Below are 17,106 nucleotides of genomic sequence, written 5' to 3'. Positions count from 1 at the left end.
CCTAAAAATCCTGATTCTGACAATCCTTAATCAATTGCTAACTGCCAACTACTATTCACAATCTCCTGCCAAAATATTTACACACCGCTGAATTGATGCTTGACATCCCGTCTTATATTGATACAATATGGATATACTACCTAAAGCATGGAGGCATGAGATGGGATATAAATTAGATCCAAATGCGATGTATCGGATGCCAACGCATTTTGGACCGAGGACGGGACCGAGATACGGACCGGATGGCAGAAAATTTGCGTGTAAAGATAACCCGAAATCGACATCGGTTACGGTGAGTTTCCTGACGAATAGGGAACAACTTGAGGCGTTTTTACCGCCCGGTTTCTCGCTAAATGGTGAACCTGTTGTATCTGTATCAGGTGGGTATATGAAAGAGATTGAGTGGCTTGCAGGGCGAGGCTACAATACCCTCGGCGTTAGCTTTCCAGCGGTTTATGACGGCGAAGTGGACAGGGCAACCGGTTCTCTGTTGACGGTGCTATGGGAGAACTTAACAGACCCGATTTTGACGGGACGTGAGGAGTTGGGCTTCTCCAAAATCTATTGCGAACTTCCCGATCCGCTCACTTTTAACGGTGAGACACACTGCACTGCGAGTTGGATGGGTTTCAAGTTCATGGACATGCACGTGAGAGCGACGGAAGCGGTGCCGATACCGCCGGCATCCCCTCCGGCGGAGCAGCCGAGTGGTGAACAACCCCTCACTGGCTCACTCCACTATAAATATATGCCGAGGACTGGCGAATGGGGGACGGCGGATATTGCCTACGCAGTCCTAACGCCTGCGAGTTCACCGAATCGGGTTGTGCAGGAGCATTGGCGCGGCGAAGGGACAGTGGAATTTCATAAGGCACGTTGGGAAGACTTACCAACGCAGTATAACATCGTTAACGCCTTCCACGAATTGGAAGTCAAAGAGTGGCGCGGGGCATCTATCGTCAAAAGTGTCGGCGGAAAAGACTTGAGCGATCAACGCATCTTGCGTTAATTTTTTTATTAATCCATCACCGAACCACCTGAGACGGTAATGGAAACCCCTGTTAGGTAGGCGGCTTCGTCTGAGGCGAGGAAGGCAGCCATCTTGGCAACATCTTCTCCCTCGGCGAGTCGCCCGAAGGGGACAGCTGCCTCGGAGCGGCGTGTGTATTCCGTGAGCTGCTCATCGGCGGAGAGGTTATCGGGCATTAACACGGATGCGAGATGTCCCATCCGCTCCGTGTCCACAAGTCCGGGACATATAGCGTTGACGTTGACCTGATAAGGTGCGAGTTCCTGGGCGAGGCACTGCGTGAAACCAATCACGGCGAATTTTGAGGCACTGTATGCAGCGAAGCGCGCCGATCCGCGTTTTCCGGTCACAGAAGACATATTGATAATTTTGCCGCCTGTTCCTTGTGCGATGAGATGCCGTGCTACTGCCTGCGAACAGAGGAACACACCTTTCACATTAACCCGCTGCACTCTGTCCCAGTCTTCTTCAGTGAGATCGACGACGGGCACGCGATCCTTGCCAGCGATTGTTCCGGCGTTATTAACCAAAATATCGATTTTGCCGAAGTGTGCGACGGTCTGGTCTACCATCTGACGTACCTGTTCTGAATCTCCAACATCCGCAACGACACTGATGGCGTGTCGTCCCATCGCTTCAATCTCACGCACGAGGTCGGGGAGTCCTTGCCAGTTTCCTTGATCAGTGGTGTATGGGTGTTCGGTAATGTCGTTGACAGCGACATCCGCACCTTCTTTTGCCAAGCGGGTTGCGATAGCGCGTCCGATGCCGTTTTTGCCCCCCGCCCCTGTTACCAGAGCAACTTTTCCGTTTAAGTTGTACATTTAGATTATGGCTCCTTTAAATTGTGTTGTTTTTTGAATGTGTAGAGTATAGCAGATTTTGAGGGTGATGTCAAATTAGCGAGTTAGGAACCCCAACAACCCAAAAACCTTTGATTTCCCACTGAATCTATGATATACTTTACAATATATTTCCTGCTATGTATGCTGGCAACGCTAATTGGAGAAAACAATGAGAAAAGAAGTTTCAGCAACGGAATTGCATCAGAAGCTTGGTGAATTGCTCGACGGGGTCTACCACAACGGGGACCGGTTGATAGTCAAACGTGCCGACACACCACTCGCCGCCATTGTTCCAATTGAGGCTTATGAAGAAATGCTTCAACAGCGAGAGCAGGCTTTCTCTGTACTGGATAGAATATGGGAAAAAGTACCAGCAGTGAGTGAAGAAGAAGCACACACCGATATCGAACAGGCAATTGCTGAAGTACGCGCTGGGAAAACACGTAAAAGGAGTAAGTCGTCTGCCTAATGCGTGTTGTACTGGACACAAACCAGCATATTAGTGCAATTATCCGACCCAATGGGCATCCGGCTCAAATCGTGAGACTCTGGCGTAGCGGTCTAATTGAACTCGCAATATCTCCCTTCATATTGGAAGAGTTTGAAGGAGTTGTGCATCGTCCACGTATTCAGGAAAAAAATAATCTATCAGATGCTGATATTGCTGAATATCTTGAGATCCTCAGGACCTTTGCAGTTATAGTGCCCGGAACAATTATCGTTAATGCCATCCCTGACGATCCTGATGATAACATTATCATTGCTTGTGCTATAGAGGCGGAAGCTGATATGATTATCAGTGGTGATCAACATCTGCTTTCACTTGGTTCATATCAAGGGATTCCAATTTTCAGGGCAGTAGATTTTCTAAGCGATTATATTCCACCTCGCTAAATCAACCCATCTTGCCGGCTTTCCCTTTCGGTTGTTTTGGCTTGTGAGAGCGGTTTGCAACCGCGAATAGAAAGTGAACGAGAACTAATACCAATTCTAATTGATAATCCCTCTTAAAAGGTTGGCTATTTTTCAGCGATGCTCGGTGCGGTTAGGAAACCGCACCTACCGGGTGTGGCGTGAGTGGTTCGGTTAATGCGATATAAACTTTTAGAAATGGTATAAATATCCATGAAATTTCAACACGATTTAGGGGAATCTCCCAATGAGGATCAAAGAAGAATTGAAGGAATCTGGTTATTTTTGGCTTCCCTCTGTTCTTGAAAAAAAAGTACCTGGAATATTGTCAATATCAGACGGAGGCAGCATTGACCTTGAGATAGTTGAGTTGCTTGATGGTAATATGGAAACATTATTCAATGCTGGTGTGGATAGTTTGAAACGAATAGTTGGATATATTGAAAAAGGCGGATTTGTTACTCTTGATAATTGTTATTATAAGAGTCAGGATCTTACTAGTGTTGGATTATCAAAATCATCATTTCGTGTGGATAGAGTATTTACTCGCGTCCAATATGATGAGGGTGAGATTCCTCGCTTTAATACCTTAACCTTTTCTATAGAAGGAATTGATGAGTGGGTTGAAATAAGCGGTATTAAGGTTGACTATCAACAAGAAAAAAATATTCCTACAATATCTTACGAGTTCCCTCCCAATTTTACAGTCAAACTTGCAAACGGCATGAAGCTTTTAATTATTTGGAAAACTTCCTCAAAGTACGTGTTTCGCGAAGAGGCAAGAATAAGCGAAAAGATTTATTTTAGACTGGTTTCACAGAGTGCACGTGAGTTAGATGAATTCATTTCGGTGGTTCGTAAAATCACAGAATTCTTATGTTTTGCTATGAATAAAACAGTCTCTCTGGATAGTATGTCGGCAACTTCTGACGACCTTTTCAAAGAGATTGAGGGAGATAAACCGAGCCCAATTTCAATAGATATTTATTATCGAAGCTGGCCCTATGCCAAAAATGATCCAAAAATTGCTTGGTATGATATGTTATTTAAATTTAAGGAGATACAAAACGATGCTGAGAAAATGATTAATGATTGGATAAAAAGTTACGAACAGTATGATTCTGCTTTCAGGTTATACTTCTTGGCAAAAACGGGAGATCAAATGTATTTGGAGGAGAAGTTTTTGACCTTAGTCCAAGGCTTAGAAGCATATCATCAAAGAGTTGTTAGGAATATGTCTTTGAGAAATAGGATTATGAAGATTATTGAACCATTTAAAGACATTATCGGAACAGATGAAAATAGACAGAAATTGATAGACAGTATTATGGATACGCGGAATTATCTGACGCACCATAATCCATCCAAGAAACCGAGAGCTGCGACAGGTGTGAATTTATGGCCGCTGTGCATGAAAATGGAGTTGCTTTTTGATCTTCATATTCTCCAGTTGACGGGTTTTAGTCGAGAAAAAATTGATTCCATCGTGGATAATTGCCCTGAACTCAAGAGAAAGCGTAATTGGTGAAGAATGCTGTCAGAAATTGCACCTACAAAAAGATAAGCAGATGGACATTGTTCTCTTATCCTGGCCATCCTAAAATCCTGTAAATCCTGATTCTGACAATGAGTACTATGCATTATCTACCTATCGCCCCGCTGGGGTAAAGATGGGGGAAGATACATGCTGCTATACACATATCGCCCCAAAATCAACGGTATGAATGCCTTATGGCATTCACCGGGGGCTGAAGATTGAAAGGAACATGTTGCTGTAAACATTACGCGCCGAACGTGCGATGAATCGCACTACTACAAACGGAATCCTGCCCTTGCCTGCAATCTAATTTCTCCTTGCCTTCTAATCTCAGACCTGCTATCATACCCCTATGCCACAACTCAACCTCAAACCGAATCACAAAGCAATCCGAGACTACTACACGACACTGCAGCAATACGAACAACACGACATCACACACGAAGGCGCGGTCAGCTCACCCTTTGATACACTCCTCCACGCCTGCGCAAAGCAGGTCAACGCCACGCTCGTCCCGCAATACCAGATGCGCGCACCATCGGGAAACCGTATCGTCATTGATGGCGTGGTCCTCGACGAGTACGGACTCCCCTTCGCCTACTGGGAAGCAAAAGACACAGACGACGACCTTCTCAAAGCAGTCGAAGACAAACGCGCCGCAGGTTACCCGCTCGACAATACCCTCTTCCAAAACCCACAGCGCGCTATCCTCTATCAGAACGGAGGGGTAGCATTAGACCTTGACATCACCGAACCGGCGCGTCTGATTGCAGTACTCGAATACCTGTTCACGTATACACCGCCCGCGCTGGATAACTGGCAGACTGCAGTCTCCGATTTCAGAGAACATGTGCCGGACCTCGCAAATAAACTCAAAGAACTCATTGAGCAACGGCACGAAACGGATCCAGCGTTCAAGAAAGCGTTTGCGGATTTTTACGAGACGTGTTGCACCTCCATTAACCCTGAGCTTTCACAGAATGCAGTTGAGGAGATGCTCGTTCAGCATGTCCTCACGGAACGCATTTTTCGCACGGTTTTCAATAGATCGGATTTTACCAGTCGCAACATCATTGCGATTGAAATTGAGAAAGTTAGTGCTGCGCTCATGCGGCATGCAATGAGTCGGGACGTGTTTCTCGAACCTCTGGATCGGTTCTATATTGCCATTGAACAGGCAGCGACGCTTTGCCGAGATTTCTCCCAAAAACAGCACTTCCTCAATAGGTTTTACGAGAAATTCTTTCAGGGGTTCTCTGAAGATGTGGCGGATACACACGACATCGTCTATACACCACAACCGATTGTTGATTTCATGGTAAACAGCGTTGAACATATCCTCAAGACCGAGTTTGACCGGTCCTTGTCTGACAGCGGTGTGCATATTATTGATCCCTTCGTGGGGACGGGCAACTTTATCGTCCGGCTTATGCAAGACATCCAAGGCACGGCGTTGGAGGCGAAATACCGTCACGAGCTCCACTGCAACGAGGTGATGCTCTTGCCCTACTACATCGCCAGCCTGAACATCGAGCAAGAATTCTTTCAGCGCACAGGGACGTATCTGCCGTTTGAGGGAATCGCCCTTGCGGATACATTTGAATTGCTTGAGCAGCAGCAAGGTGAACTCTTTACGCGTGAAAATACGGAACGTGTGAAAAAACAAAAAGCAGCGGATATGTTCGTCGTCATAGGGAATCCGCCTTATAACATGGGGCAGGTAAATGAGAACGATAACAACAAAAATCGAAAGTATGAGACGATGGACACGCTGTTGCGAGAGACGTATTCGCGAGACTCAAAGGCAACGAGCAAAAAAGCCCTCTCGGATCCGTATGTGAAAGCGATATTGTGGGCATCAAAGCGAATTGGAGAGGAAGGGGTTGTTGCATTCGTGACGAACAACAGTTTTCTTGATGGTATCGCGTTTGATGGGATGCGGAAACACCTCACACAGGATTTCACCAAGATATATCACATTGATCTGAAAGGAAATGCGCGTACCTCTGGTGAACGTCGCCGAAAAGAAGGCGGTAACGTTTTTGACGACCAGATTCGGGTGGGGGTTGGAATTAGTTTCTTCATCAAGAAGGCAAAAACAACATCTGAATCTGCTCAGGTATGGATCTATTCTGTTGACGATTATCTGAAAGCACGTGAGAAGCAGAAACTTTTGAGCGATTTTGGAACTTATACAAATGTTCCGATGAAACAGGCAACGATTGACGCAAAATATACATGGCTGACGGAAGATCTCCACGCTGAATTCGATACTTTTATCCCAATGGGAACTAAGGAAGCGAAGGCGGTAAAAGGGACAGCAGTGGATGTGATCTTTAAGGCCTATAGTCGGGGTATTAACACAAGCCGTGACGGATGGGTTTACAACTTCAAGCGAAGCAGGCTTGATACAAACGTTCAACAGATGAGCCAAACCTATAAGGCAAAAGTTGCACGATGGGCCCAACGGACAAATCGGGATGCAAATCTTGACGATTTTGTTCTGTCTGATCACACAAAAATTAGTTGGAGCGAAGCACTAAAACGGAATTTGCAAAGGGGAAAAATCGCTGATTTTACCAAAGAAAACGTTAGGACATCCCTCTATCGACCCTTTACCAAATCATATTTTTATTTTGACCGAACGCTGATTGAACGTGTTTATGTTTTTCCATCTATCTTCCCTACATTGGAAACAGAAACGGAAAATAGGGTAATTTGCCTCACGGCTCTTGGAAGTAAAAAGTCGTTTCATTGTTTGATGACAAAGCATCTAACAGATGTTCATCTTACTGGCGATTCTCAGTGCTTCCCGTTCTATACCTACAACGAAGATGGCACAAACCGACAGGAAAACATCACCGATTGGGCATTGGCGGAGTTCCGAACCCACTACGGCGACGACACCATCACCAAGTGGGACATCTTTCACTATACCTATGCGCTCTTACACCATCCGACCTATCGTGAGAAATATCAAGCGAACCTTAAGCGCGATCTGCCGCGTATGCCCTTTACTGAGGACTTTTGGAGGTTCGCCAAAGCGGGTGCGCGGTTGGCAGACTTGCACGTTGACTATGAGTCTGTCCCCAAATACGAAGGACTGAAATATATCGAAACAGATGGAATGCCAGTAGATTGGCGCGTTGAGAAGATGAAATTGTCAAAAGACAAGACGCAACTGACATACAACGACTTTTTGACACTGGACGGTATCCCCACGGAAGTATTTGATTATCGGTTAGGCAACCGATCAGCGTTGGAGTGGGTGGTGGATCAGTATCGTGTGAAGGTGGACAAGCGGAGTGGGATTGTGAACGACCCGAACTGTGTGGATGCGCCGCGGTATATTGTGGATCTGATTGGGCATGTTATCACTGTGAGTCTGCGGACGGTGGAGATTGTGGGGAATTTGCCTATGTTGTAAGGAGGTTTTCTTGTGGGAAAGGTGTTTCTATGAGTTCTTACCATTACCCGTTAGATAATCAATTAATCTCTGTAACAAACGTTTGTGTCGTTCCTCTGAAATACTACCAAGCATACCACGCACCAATTGACGCGGGATCACGCCGAGGAAACTCAGCCGAATCAGAGATTCCGAATGTAAACCACTTGATACGAAATCAGCATCAGCGGGTGAGATAATATCATCAAGCCCTTGAATGTAGTGACTCAACCTCGTGCTTACGCCACAAACAAGAAGATCTCGGTAAGGTAGTGGCATTTCGCGTAGAACAATTGCAGGTCTATACTTTAATTCCTCATCGGCTTGAAACAAAGGAGCAAGGATAACATCACTTTCCTTCATAATCGGGATTCACCCACTTAAGCATATCTGTTGTGTACTCCGGTTCGTCTTCTTCGTACGCTCGCGCAAGCATCTGCATGGAGAAACGGTGCCAAGCCTCTCGTTCCGCTGACTCCTGGTCCGACTCATATTTTTCAATGAGAGCCTCCATAACCTCCATCAATGAAGCCAAAGGGTGATTTTCACGTTTATCGACAAGCGTTCCTAAATCATCTCTCAAAGCTGAAAGTCGATGATAATCGCTCTCTGTATGCGGAACAAATATAACAGAAGCGAGTTGGGGCCATATATCTTGAGCGGTCTGTATTTCAGTCAGCATACTAACTCCTTATTTATCCTTAGGAATTCGTAGTTTAAGTATAACACATACTTCCTGAAAAAGCATGCCTTTTATCAGAGGCGTATTGTGAAGTTATTACTAACCGCTATCTACAATCCTGTAAATCCTGATTCAGACAACAGTATGCCCTATGGCGACCAGAGGACGTACGTCGGCATATCGAACAGCGTGCCAATCAATGCCCAACCGCCTACGAACACATAATCACCCATCACAAGTCCTAAAAAGAACGGGATTGCGCGTTGGTGTGCGCGTAAGCCGAAAATGGTGACAATAATGAATTTTATCATCCAACCGAGATAGACGGAGAACCAGAAGTCTGCAAGTCCACCCCACGTTGCAGCGGTCATCACATACCCGATCGGATGGAAGGGCCACCACATAAATTTATGGCGCAAAAAATAGAGAATCCACGTCATCCCCGCACCGATGCCCATAGATTGCGTGCCGTCCCAGTTCGGACCGCTCGGATTGTTAAGCCACCGTTCTAAACGTCTCCCGAATACCTCCTCCCCGATACCGACGATGTAGCCGTGTACAGCGAACGCACCTGTCTCATAAAGGAGATAGAGGAATGCCCAAAACGATGCGAGTGTACCAACGATGATTGAGAACATCATCACCCAGACGAGTTTTCGACTGTTTATACCCGCCCGTTCAGCAAGTTTGAATCCCTCTAATTGGTTCGGCATCGGATGCGAAACATTGAGTCGGTTGAGCCAGTAGTAGAAGGAGATGATTGTGAGATTACCCGTCCCGACAAAGCGTGCGCCGAAGGTGACGACCATCAGCCGTGCTGGATCGAGGGCGAGGATCTCGTGTGACGGAGGACCGAATTCGGCACGGACACGCGTAACACCGAGTGCCATCACGGTGAAAATGACAATAAAACCGAACACACCGCCTAAAGACATGCCAGCCTTCACCGAAAATAGCGTGAGTCCGACGCTCCCCAGGATTAACCCGAGGACAGCAACGCGGTAGGGCATCGGTTCGTTTGAATCGTCATACGCTTTTTTTGCCATAAAGCAATTCTTGATGACATCAAGGAGATGCCTCCGAGTCCCCCACAACGCCAAAGCACCAACAGCAAGCCATGCACCACCCGCTCGTTCCGCAAAATAGAGTTCACCTTCACCCATCATCCCAGTGCGGACAATCCGTTCCGCTTTGCCAAACAGATAGAAGAACCACGCTGACATTGAGATGTCCAGCGGCACGAAGAAGGTTAGCCCTATAATAAAAGGGAAGATAGATAAAGGTAGCCATCCGACAGCGTTCCACGGTTTGTCCGTGAATAGATGTTGGATAGAATAGGAACTGAGTTGAATGGCGGGGACTTGCGGAAATAGATAGCTTAATCCTACGAGAATTTCGATACCAGCTGCAACCGAAAAGCCTATCCACATCGTGCCGTTTCTGTAAAAACTTTTCCGTCCTTGTGCCATCTGCAGCGGTAGTTGGATTATCGGATACGCCAACTTTTCACGTTCCGTCCACTGCACGCGGATGATGCTGTTGAGGCATATCAGTGTGAACCAGACGAGTGTGACGAACCCTGTCCAGACCAGGATCGGCATCATCCAGCCGTGTAGATGCTTCGGGAGATAAAAGCTCAAACCCCCTTTAAAGTAGGCATCCAGCGCGGTGTCCTCGGGAACGAACCACGTTGGAATGTAACGCCAGAAGAGGTGCGCCCATTCGTTTTCGATAGTGGCGAACCGGAACGGATGCGCGAGGGTGCCAATCAGGAAGGTCATCATCGAGTGACCGCCAATCGTGGAGACCATGACGACCATGATATAGATAACGAGGAGTTCCTGTGTGGTCAGTGCTGTGCGGGGTGAGAGTTTTTTCCAAGCGAGGTTAAAACCGATGACGGCGAAAAGCGTGAAAACGGCGTTGAAGAAGAGCGATACGAAGTTAAGAAGGAATTGCGGCTGAATCATCTCAGCCGCGTAAGCAAGCCAATAGGCGTTCCCAATAATGAGGACTGTCCCGATAAGGAGAGCGCGGAAGGTGATTCCAGATGTAAAGGAACTGTTAGAATTTGGCATGCTTTAGTAGCGGTCAGCGGTCAGCGGTTAGCAGTCAGGTGAAGAGATATGTGGTTAAACCCCATACCTCTTGTGTTTCTGATAACCGATAGCTGACTGCTGATAACTTTTCTATTCTTTCAAGGCACCCCACGTGAGCGCGAGTTTGCCTGACGGTTCAACATCTAATATTTCATCGTCAAAGATGAGGTCGCCGTAGGCGAGTCCATCCCATGCACCACCAGGCATCCATCCGATCTGATGTTCACGTCCGCCGCCTTCACAATCGTTCGCATGGAAACTGAGTCCAATCAGTAATCCGTCTTCGGCTTTAAATTTGTCACCTTGTCCGGGATTTGCGAATTGTGGGTTGCCGCGCGGTTTCGTCGGATCGATAGCGACTTCATAGATGTAGTCGTCGCCGTTTTTAATCAGGACCCACTCCGTATTTTCCTTGGACGCTGCGGCAGATAGATCTTCGCCGTTCGCACCGAGTGTCCACTGAACGAGCGTATCCCTCACCATACCGTTTTCAAAATCAAACATAAATTCGACGCTGTCATCTTCCCACCATCTGGCGCCAGGAGGATTAACGTCTTGGAGTTCGTCATCTGTGATTTCAACAGCGAAAAAGATACGGGTCGGCTCTTTGGCGGTCCATGCCACCCTACCTTGTCCGGTGAAGTCCTTGGCTTTCGGAACACCATCGCCAACGTCTTTCAGTTCATCAAAGGCGACGATTTCGGCACGTTCCCACTCGCTGAGATCGCCGTCTATTTTAAGGTTGGTAATCTGCTTGGCGACGTATTCTTTATCGCGTTTTGCGTCAGCGATAAATTGTGTTGCAACGAATATCAGGCACAGTGCTGTTACGATTCCGACTGCCATCTTAGCAGATGTGAGGAACTTCATAAATTTCTTCATTGAAATGCTCCTTTGTGCTTTAATTATACAGGACGTATGCAGTTTCGGCTGTAGCCCTATCTGTTAGATTGAGAGATACTAAAAAACGAAAAGGATACGAACACAAACTGAAAGTTTGTGCTACAAAAAAGCGGCGTGCATAAGTCCTAAGGGTTTCGGGTTCGGTGATGAATCTGTTTAAGAATTCCATATTGTTCAAGACGCACCTGTACAAGTTCATAGGATTTCGGACTTAAGTCAATGCCGATCCATCGGCGTTGTAGGCCTTCCGCAGCGACGCATGTGGTAGCACATCCACAGAAGGGGTCGAGTACCATATCACCCGGATTGCTACTCGCTCGGATAATTCGCGCTAAGAGTGCCAGCGGTTTCTGCGTTGGATACCCAACCCGTTCTTTATTCTTTGCCGTCAAGTTGGGAATGTCTATCCAGATATTGTTGAGAGTTTTGCCTTTCTGTTCGTCAAGATACCGCTTATATCGAGGGACGTTTCCGGGACGTATTTGCACGATACGTCCTGCTTTGATTTCTTTGCGCATGCGTTTTTTTGTCCATCGCCACGTTCTGGTGACTCCCATGATCTCGTAAGTCAGATGGGAATCGGGATCTTGGGTCTGAGCGGTTAGGGAGGTATACGAGACAAGCCGTCCGGTATCGGGTTCGACGTAACAATATTGTTTCTTGGTTTTTTCGTCAAGGTTCGCCATATCGTAAGGGATTGTGACAGCCTCTGGGTTCCAAATGAACACGTTGGTTTTTGAGTATCGGAAGATGGTGTCTGAGTCTCGTGCGAGCCCCTTTTTGAGATTCCCTTTACTCGTTACAGCCCGTTGCCAAATAATCTCATTTCTAAAGTTATCTTTCCCGAAAATGCTGTCCATTACCATTTTGAGGTAGTGGCTGGCCTTATCATCGCAGTGTAGATAGAGAGTACCTGTCGGTTTCAGGATTCGGTGCATCTCAAGCATTCGGATGCTCATCATGATGAGATAGGCTTTCATAGCCTTTCCGTGACTGAACTCGGCGGCACTGATGATATGATAAAGTTGAGGTTCCTTTTCTGTGAGTTCACCGTGGGATGCGCTATCTAAATCGTCGAGTGTCCAAGAATCTTTGAAACCCGTACCTGCGGCTTCGCTGCTAATCGGTGCTGCAAAGGTCCGATTAGAGTTGAAAGGCGGGTCAAGATAGATGAGGTCTATCGAGTCCGCGTCAAGACGGCGTAAGACCTGGAGATTGTCGTTTTCAAAGATGGTTCGATTCTCAACATTCATAAGGTAGTAGGCACACTCCGTTGTGCCGTAACAGGTAGAAAGAAATGGGAAAGAGGGCGCACTTACGAAAGGCGCGCCCATAGGATACGTAACCTCTTATCGACGTGCTTTGATGTCGCCCCATGTCACGGCGAGCTTTCCGTTCGGTTCGACTGCGAGACCTGTATCGGACTTGAAGTTCTGGTTAACTTCGGCTTCGTCAAGAACTCGATCGTAGACGCTGAATTCGTCGATGATGCCGGTGAACATACCGAATTCGCCATCAGCTCTACCGTCTAAACCGATAAACAAAAAGAGGGTTGCCCAGTCGTCTTCGGGGAATTGGGCGAGGTTAAGTACACCTTTGGAGGTCTCTTTGCCGTCAACGAAGTATTGGACGCTGCTATCCTCCGGTGTCCCCGCAACAGCGATATGGTGCCATGCGTTGTCGGCGATATTTTCGGTGTCTTCAACATTGCCGACCCAGCCGGTGTCAACATTTAGAACGCCATTGCGAACCCATAGCGTTTTGGGACCCTTATCATCGGTGCCGGGTCCGCCCGTTTTGGCGAAGATGACACCGGGACCGGAACTGTCGGTTTTTATCCATGCCGACCATGTGAAATCGGCGTTGAAGTCAAAATCCTCTGGACTGTCGATTTCGACGAAGTTGTCTTCAAGTCCGTCGAATTCCAAGGCATCGCCGATTTTACCAGCGACCTTTTTCAGATTCCCGTTGATGGTACCGTTGTAGTTACCGGTGCCGTCCTTAACGGTCTTTCCGGCAATATTGTTTGCATCGAAACTCCAGTAACTGACCAGCCCGTCTTCAACGATTTGGGCGATAGCGTTGGTTGCGATTAGCGTAATAGCGATAATGAAAATTATCAAATTAGCCTTTTGTAGCACAATCTTTTCTCCTTTGATTTTTGTGGGCACGCCTTGCGGCACGCCCGGTTGATATATCCCGATCGTTCTTTTGGGGATAGGAGGTTTTAATAACTTGCTTTGAGCGCGCCCCAGACTGTTGGCAGTTTACCAGTGGCTTGGACAGGGAGAACCTCGTCAGGTGTACACTCATCAGCGGTTTCGCAGATTGCCCAATTGTCAAAGGAGACAATGGTTAGAGCGGGTGCTCCCCTGCTTGAGCCACCGTTAAGTCCAACTTGACCGCTTTCGGGTCTGACGTTCCCGAAGTCGAGTTTACTTTCGAGCAGCCAATCTTTGGGTTCGTCTTTACCATCTTCCCAGATTTTACCCGTGAACCCGTCGTCAGATATTTCGGCTTTCATCCAGTACCATTTGCCGAGTTCTACCTCTCCAAAGGGAGGTTCGGTATCATTCTGTTTCCATGCGAGATGGTCGTTGAGGAACTCCATATTGTTGAGGAAGTGATGAATCAGAAAGGCATAACCAGAGGCATCACCCGGATCGAGGCGGAATCCGAGTCCACACCGGGCGAGGTCGCCATCACCCCAGTCATCGACACGGATCATGACCAAACCCGTATGCGGTTCTGGGAAACCGCCGTCTAAAACGAGGTAGGTGTGATCACCTGGGGATTCATCGGTTTGGCTGATAACGCCGCCCTTCTCTACCCAGTCGCCTTCGTGATTCTTGAATTCATATTTTCCATCAATTTTTCCATCTTCAAAATCGTCAAGGTACAAAACCTCAGCCGAGCTGCTGGTTCCACAAACAAGGACGACAGCAGTAACCATCATGAAGAGGAAATATTTGTGGAAAGATTGATTGATAACGATACGCATTTGAAGGTACTCCTTGAAATCTATTTATTTTTTGGTGTTATGCGTTGGTGCGGGACTTATGGTGTGGCGCGGCGTTTACCGCCGTCCATATAGAGCGCGCTCCCAAACATATAGGAACAGGCTTCGGAGGCTAAGAACGTTACGACATTCCCAATCTCTTCAGGCTCTGCGATACGACCTGCGGGGAGTTCTTGTCCGAGTTCCTGCAACAGTTCTTCAACATCACGGCCTTCGCGCTCGGCTCTGACCTGTTGTTGGGTGCGGGCGCGACCGGTGTTCGTCAATCCCGGACAGACGGTGTTTACCAAGATCCCATCCTCCGCAACGGCATCAGAGAGTGCGCGTGTGATGTTCAGAATCGTGATATTCGCTGCGCCTGTGGGTATGTTCCCGCGGGTCGGACTTGTACCTGCTGAACCTGCGATATTGATAATCCGTCCCCATTGATTTTCCCGCATATACGGGATAACCAATTGCGACATACGCAGGTAACTATAGGTTTTCAATGCGAGTGCTTCATCAATAAGTTCCGGCGGCAGTGCCAAAATATCGGCATTCCGTGCTGCGCCGACATTGTTGACGAGGATATCAACACCACCAAACTGATTGATTGTTTCTTGCACCACTTTCTCGCAGCTTGATTGGGTCGTGAGATCTACGGCAACAGCGTGCCCTTCATGCCCGGTCGCGTTAAGTTCTGTGAGGACTTGATCGAGTACGTCTTGTGTTCGGGCAGCAATGCAGACGTGAACGCCCTCCCGGGCAAGTGTGAGTGCAGACTGCCGACCAATGCCTCGGCTACCGCCTGTAACAATAGCACGTTTTCCGCGCAATCCTAAGTCCATGTATCATGCGTCCTTTGCACTGTGTTTGGTTTTTACAACTATTGACCTGCTTTTAACGCTCCCCATTTAACAGCGAGTTTGTCGCGTGCTTCGACTGCGAGACTTGAACCGTCTTTATCATAGATCTCCACGTCGTCAATAAGTGTTTGCGATCTCCACTCGCGGATGCCGAATCCACCTTTGGGATAAGGGACTTTACCGTATTCGGCAACCTCTTTGCCATCAAGTAGGACTGTTAGTTTTTTATCTGCTACAGTGACCGACAGTTCGTGCCACTCTTCGAGTTCGATATCAATGTCTGGATCAGCGACGATGGGCCAACCGGCAGCACCGCGTTCAAAGACATTGAGAACATTTTCCCGCGGGGCACCGCAACACAGCCGTTTCCGTGCCGGTTCAACGAGCATATATTCGGTTACTGACTGTGCGCGCACAATCAGACCAATTGCAGCAAATTCTGCTGTCTCACCGATGATGTTGAATTTTGCCCGCATTGTGTAGTCCGTCAAATCCTCAAAGCCTTCAAGAAAGAGAGCATCGGCGTTTGTCTGATCATTCCGTGTGTCAAAGACGAGGACGGTATTATCAGGATTGCCGGGTTCTTTCTCAATTGTTATCGCTGGCACATCGGGCCATTCAAGTTCGGAATCCCCTTCAAAATCGTCAAAATAGAGTGTTTCTGCCGTTGCGCTTTGAAAGAGTAGGAGAATGACGGTAACACTCATAAAACATAATTTTAGAATTCTCACCTCAAAATCCTCCTAATAGATTGGAACGTACGCAGTAAAGACTGGTAGGTGCGGTTTGAATGCACGTCGCATTTGAGCGAGTACGCCGCAAAACCGCACCTGATCTTATGGTGATAAGAGACTTTGTTATCCCAAAATAGATGTTCGGTTCAGTCGTGCGTTTGACAGATAGCTATTGGGCGGATTTGAGTGATCCCCAAGTTGTCGCTATTTTTCCTGCGGCATCAACGGCTAATGCACCTTCGATACCTTCGCCGAGTTTGGTAACATCATCATCGGTGAGTGTCACATTGAAGACAACCACTTCATCAATGATGCCGTTCCATTGACAACGCTTGCCGCAGCCGGGATCTGCACCGATGTATACCTCTTCGGGAGATGCCCACGGCGGTCCTTTTGCGTCTTCGGAGTTCTGCAGTTTTCCGTTAACATAGACGTGGAGTTGGGATCCGTCCCACGTGCCGACAAGGTGTACCCACTCTTTGGCGGGAAGTTCATCGCCGAGGACTTCAAGTTTTCCACCGCCGTTCGCTGCCCGGATGTGAAACGCTGCCATTGTGCTATTTTCACCATTTTCGTGTGCCCCCGTTCCGAGTAAGAACTGAGACCATGTGGAGCAGCCAAGTCCCTTCCATATCACACATTTGCCCGTCGGATCTTCTGCTGCGTAGACCCAAGAATGGATTGAAAAACCTTTGGACTCCGTGAAATCCAAGGCAGCTAATGTTTTTTCTTCACCCTTGGTACCGAGTTTGACCCAAGTGTCCTGACCGTTAAACTCTAAACCACCGCCGAATTTGCCTTTCGCCCATTTCAGGTCGCCAACAAATTCGCCGTCTGTCCCGTTACCCGAAAGGTCTTCTACAACTTTACCTTTGCCTTCTTCAAAGGTCCACATCCCTGCAATGTCATTTTCATCAAAAGCCGCGTTACTTGCAATTACCATCGCGAAACTGATAGCAATGACAGCAATTGCAGTGAGTGTCCAATTCAGATAGCGTTTTACTACGTAGTGTTTACATTTTGTTAGCAGTGATCAATATAGCTGCGAAATAAAC

Annotated in this window: 16 protein-coding genes; 5 read left to right on the top strand and 11 right to left on the bottom strand. The window is 47.5% G+C overall.

The genetic code is table 11. The annotated features are described in order from the left end of the window. The first annotated feature begins 160 nt into the window (after positions 1-160). Entirely contained in the window at positions 161-1,009 is an 849-nt protein-coding gene (locus OXN25_06060) for an acetoacetate decarboxylase family protein (protein ID MDE0424414.1), read from the top strand. An 8-nt stretch (positions 1,010-1,017) separates the two neighbouring features. On the opposite strand, the gene OXN25_06055 is transcribed toward OXN25_06060, so the two are convergent. Then, positions 1,018-1,854 (bottom strand): 3-oxoacyl-ACP reductase FabG, encoded by an 837-nt coding sequence (locus tag OXN25_06055; GenBank protein ID MDE0424413.1) that lies wholly within the window; start codon positions 1,852-1,854, stop codon positions 1,018-1,020. A 190-nt stretch (positions 1,855-2,044) separates the two neighbouring features. On the opposite strand from OXN25_06055, the gene OXN25_06050 reads away from it, so the two are divergent. The 4 genes from OXN25_06050 (at position 2,045) to OXN25_06035 (ending at position 7,751) form a co-directional block, all read left to right on the top strand. Then, complete coding sequence (locus OXN25_06050) at positions 2,045-2,344, top strand: type II toxin-antitoxin system prevent-host-death family antitoxin (protein ID MDE0424412.1); 300 nt, start codon at positions 2,045-2,047, stop codon at positions 2,342-2,344. Continuing rightward, the gene (locus OXN25_06045; GenBank protein MDE0424411.1) at positions 2,344-2,769 is read left to right on the top strand and encodes a putative toxin-antitoxin system toxin component, PIN family; all 426 of its coding nucleotides are present in this window, start codon (positions 2,344-2,346) and stop codon (positions 2,767-2,769) included. Before OXN25_06050 ends, OXN25_06045 begins: the two co-directional genes overlap by 1 nt. A gap of 265 nt (positions 2,770-3,034) precedes the next feature. Then, on the top strand, positions 3,035-4,315 hold the full coding sequence (locus tag OXN25_06040) for a hypothetical protein (GenBank protein MDE0424410.1): 1,281 nt from the start codon (positions 3,035-3,037) through the stop codon (positions 4,313-4,315). Between the two features lie 361 nt (positions 4,316-4,676). Then, the gene (locus tag OXN25_06035; GenBank protein ID MDE0424409.1) at positions 4,677-7,751 is read left to right on the top strand and encodes an N-6 DNA methylase; all 3,075 of its coding nucleotides are present in this window, start codon (positions 4,677-4,679) and stop codon (positions 7,749-7,751) included. A 27-nt stretch (positions 7,752-7,778) separates the two neighbouring features. Here the strand turns inward: OXN25_06035 and OXN25_06030 are convergent, their stop codons facing one another. The 10 genes from OXN25_06030 to OXN25_05985 all read right to left on the bottom strand — a co-directional run bounded on the left by OXN25_06030 (position 7,779) and on the right by OXN25_05985 (position 16,994). Beyond that, a complete protein-coding gene (locus tag OXN25_06030; protein ID MDE0424408.1) occupies positions 7,779-8,132 on the bottom strand; it encodes a type II toxin-antitoxin system PemK/MazF family toxin in 354 nt (117 codons plus the stop codon). Continuing rightward, positions 8,119-8,451, bottom strand: coding sequence for a hypothetical protein (locus OXN25_06025; protein MDE0424407.1), 333 nt, complete (start codon positions 8,449-8,451; stop codon positions 8,119-8,121). Before OXN25_06025 ends, OXN25_06030 begins: the two co-directional genes overlap by 14 nt. A 149-nt stretch (positions 8,452-8,600) precedes the next feature. After that, the gene (locus tag OXN25_06020) at positions 8,601-10,529 is read right to left on the bottom strand and encodes a hypothetical protein (GenBank protein ID MDE0424406.1); all 1,929 of its coding nucleotides are present in this window, start codon (positions 10,527-10,529) and stop codon (positions 8,601-8,603) included. Positions 10,530-10,640: 111 nt separating this feature from the next. After that, positions 10,641-11,432, bottom strand: a complete 792-nt coding sequence (locus OXN25_06015; GenBank protein MDE0424405.1) for a hypothetical protein — start codon at positions 11,430-11,432, stop codon at positions 10,641-10,643. 146 nt (positions 11,433-11,578) lie between these two features. Next, positions 11,579-12,706, bottom strand: a complete 1,128-nt coding sequence (locus tag OXN25_06010; GenBank protein ID MDE0424404.1) for a DNA methyltransferase — start codon at positions 12,704-12,706, stop codon at positions 11,579-11,581. A 96-nt stretch (positions 12,707-12,802) separates the two neighbouring features. Further along, a complete protein-coding gene (locus tag OXN25_06005) occupies positions 12,803-13,594 on the bottom strand; it encodes a LamG domain-containing protein (protein ID MDE0424403.1) in 792 nt (263 codons plus the stop codon). A gap of 86 nt (positions 13,595-13,680) precedes the next feature. Continuing rightward, on the bottom strand, positions 13,681-14,454 hold the full coding sequence (locus OXN25_06000) for a hypothetical protein (GenBank protein ID MDE0424402.1): 774 nt from the start codon (positions 14,452-14,454) through the stop codon (positions 13,681-13,683). Between the two features lie 56 nt (positions 14,455-14,510). Continuing rightward, positions 14,511-15,299, bottom strand: coding sequence for an SDR family oxidoreductase (locus OXN25_05995; protein MDE0424401.1), 789 nt, complete (start codon positions 15,297-15,299; stop codon positions 14,511-14,513). Between the two features lie 38 nt (positions 15,300-15,337). Beyond that, entirely contained in the window at positions 15,338-16,048 is a 711-nt protein-coding gene (locus tag OXN25_05990; protein ID MDE0424400.1) for a hypothetical protein, read from the bottom strand. A gap of 172 nt (positions 16,049-16,220) precedes the next feature. Beyond that, complete coding sequence (locus OXN25_05985) at positions 16,221-16,994, bottom strand: LamG domain-containing protein (GenBank protein MDE0424399.1); 774 nt, start codon at positions 16,992-16,994, stop codon at positions 16,221-16,223. Positions 16,995-17,106 lie beyond the last annotated feature (112 nt).

It is taken from the genome of Candidatus Poribacteria bacterium, from assembly GCA_028820845.1.
In the GTDB taxonomy this organism is placed as follows: Bacteria; Poribacteria; WGA-4E; order WGA-4E; family WGA-3G; genus WGA-3G.
This window is presented reverse-complemented; position numbering and strand designations above follow the sequence as displayed.

What these genes read in the sequence shown, in the direction of transcription:
- OXN25_06060 (MDE0424414.1), top strand. Translation starts at nt 161, where the DNA reads ATGGGATATAAATTAGATCCAAATGCGATGTATCGGATGCCAACGCAT.
- OXN25_06055 (MDE0424413.1), bottom strand. Translation starts at nt 1,854, where the DNA reads ATGTACAACTTAAACGGAAAAGTTGCTCTGGTAACAGGGGCGGGGGGC.
- OXN25_06050 (MDE0424412.1), top strand. Translation starts at nt 2,045, where the DNA reads ATGAGAAAAGAAGTTTCAGCAACGGAATTGCATCAGAAGCTTGGTGAA.
- OXN25_06045 (MDE0424411.1), top strand. Translation starts at nt 2,344, where the DNA reads ATGCGTGTTGTACTGGACACAAACCAGCATATTAGTGCAATTATCCGA.
- OXN25_06040 (MDE0424410.1), top strand. Translation starts at nt 3,035, where the DNA reads ATGAGGATCAAAGAAGAATTGAAGGAATCTGGTTATTTTTGGCTTCCC.
- OXN25_06035 (MDE0424409.1), top strand. Translation starts at nt 4,677, where the DNA reads ATGCCACAACTCAACCTCAAACCGAATCACAAAGCAATCCGAGACTAC.
- OXN25_06030 (MDE0424408.1), bottom strand. Translation starts at nt 8,132, where the DNA reads ATGAAGGAAAGTGATGTTATCCTTGCTCCTTTGTTTCAAGCCGATGAG.
- OXN25_06025 (MDE0424407.1), bottom strand. Translation starts at nt 8,451, where the DNA reads ATGCTGACTGAAATACAGACCGCTCAAGATATATGGCCCCAACTCGCT.
- OXN25_06020 (MDE0424406.1), bottom strand. Translation starts at nt 10,529, where the DNA reads ATGCCAAATTCTAACAGTTCCTTTACATCTGGAATCACCTTCCGCGCT.
- OXN25_06015 (MDE0424405.1), bottom strand. Translation starts at nt 11,432, where the DNA reads ATGAAGAAATTTATGAAGTTCCTCACATCTGCTAAGATGGCAGTCGGA.
- OXN25_06010 (MDE0424404.1), bottom strand. Translation starts at nt 12,706, where the DNA reads ATGAATGTTGAGAATCGAACCATCTTTGAAAACGACAATCTCCAGGTC.
- OXN25_06000 (MDE0424402.1), bottom strand. Translation starts at nt 14,454, where the DNA reads ATGCGTATCGTTATCAATCAATCTTTCCACAAATATTTCCTCTTCATG.
- OXN25_05995 (MDE0424401.1), bottom strand. Translation starts at nt 15,299, where the DNA reads ATGGACTTAGGATTGCGCGGAAAACGTGCTATTGTTACAGGCGGTAGC.
- OXN25_05985 (MDE0424399.1), bottom strand. Translation starts at nt 16,994, where the DNA reads ATGGTAATTGCAAGTAACGCGGCTTTTGATGAAAATGACATTGCAGGG.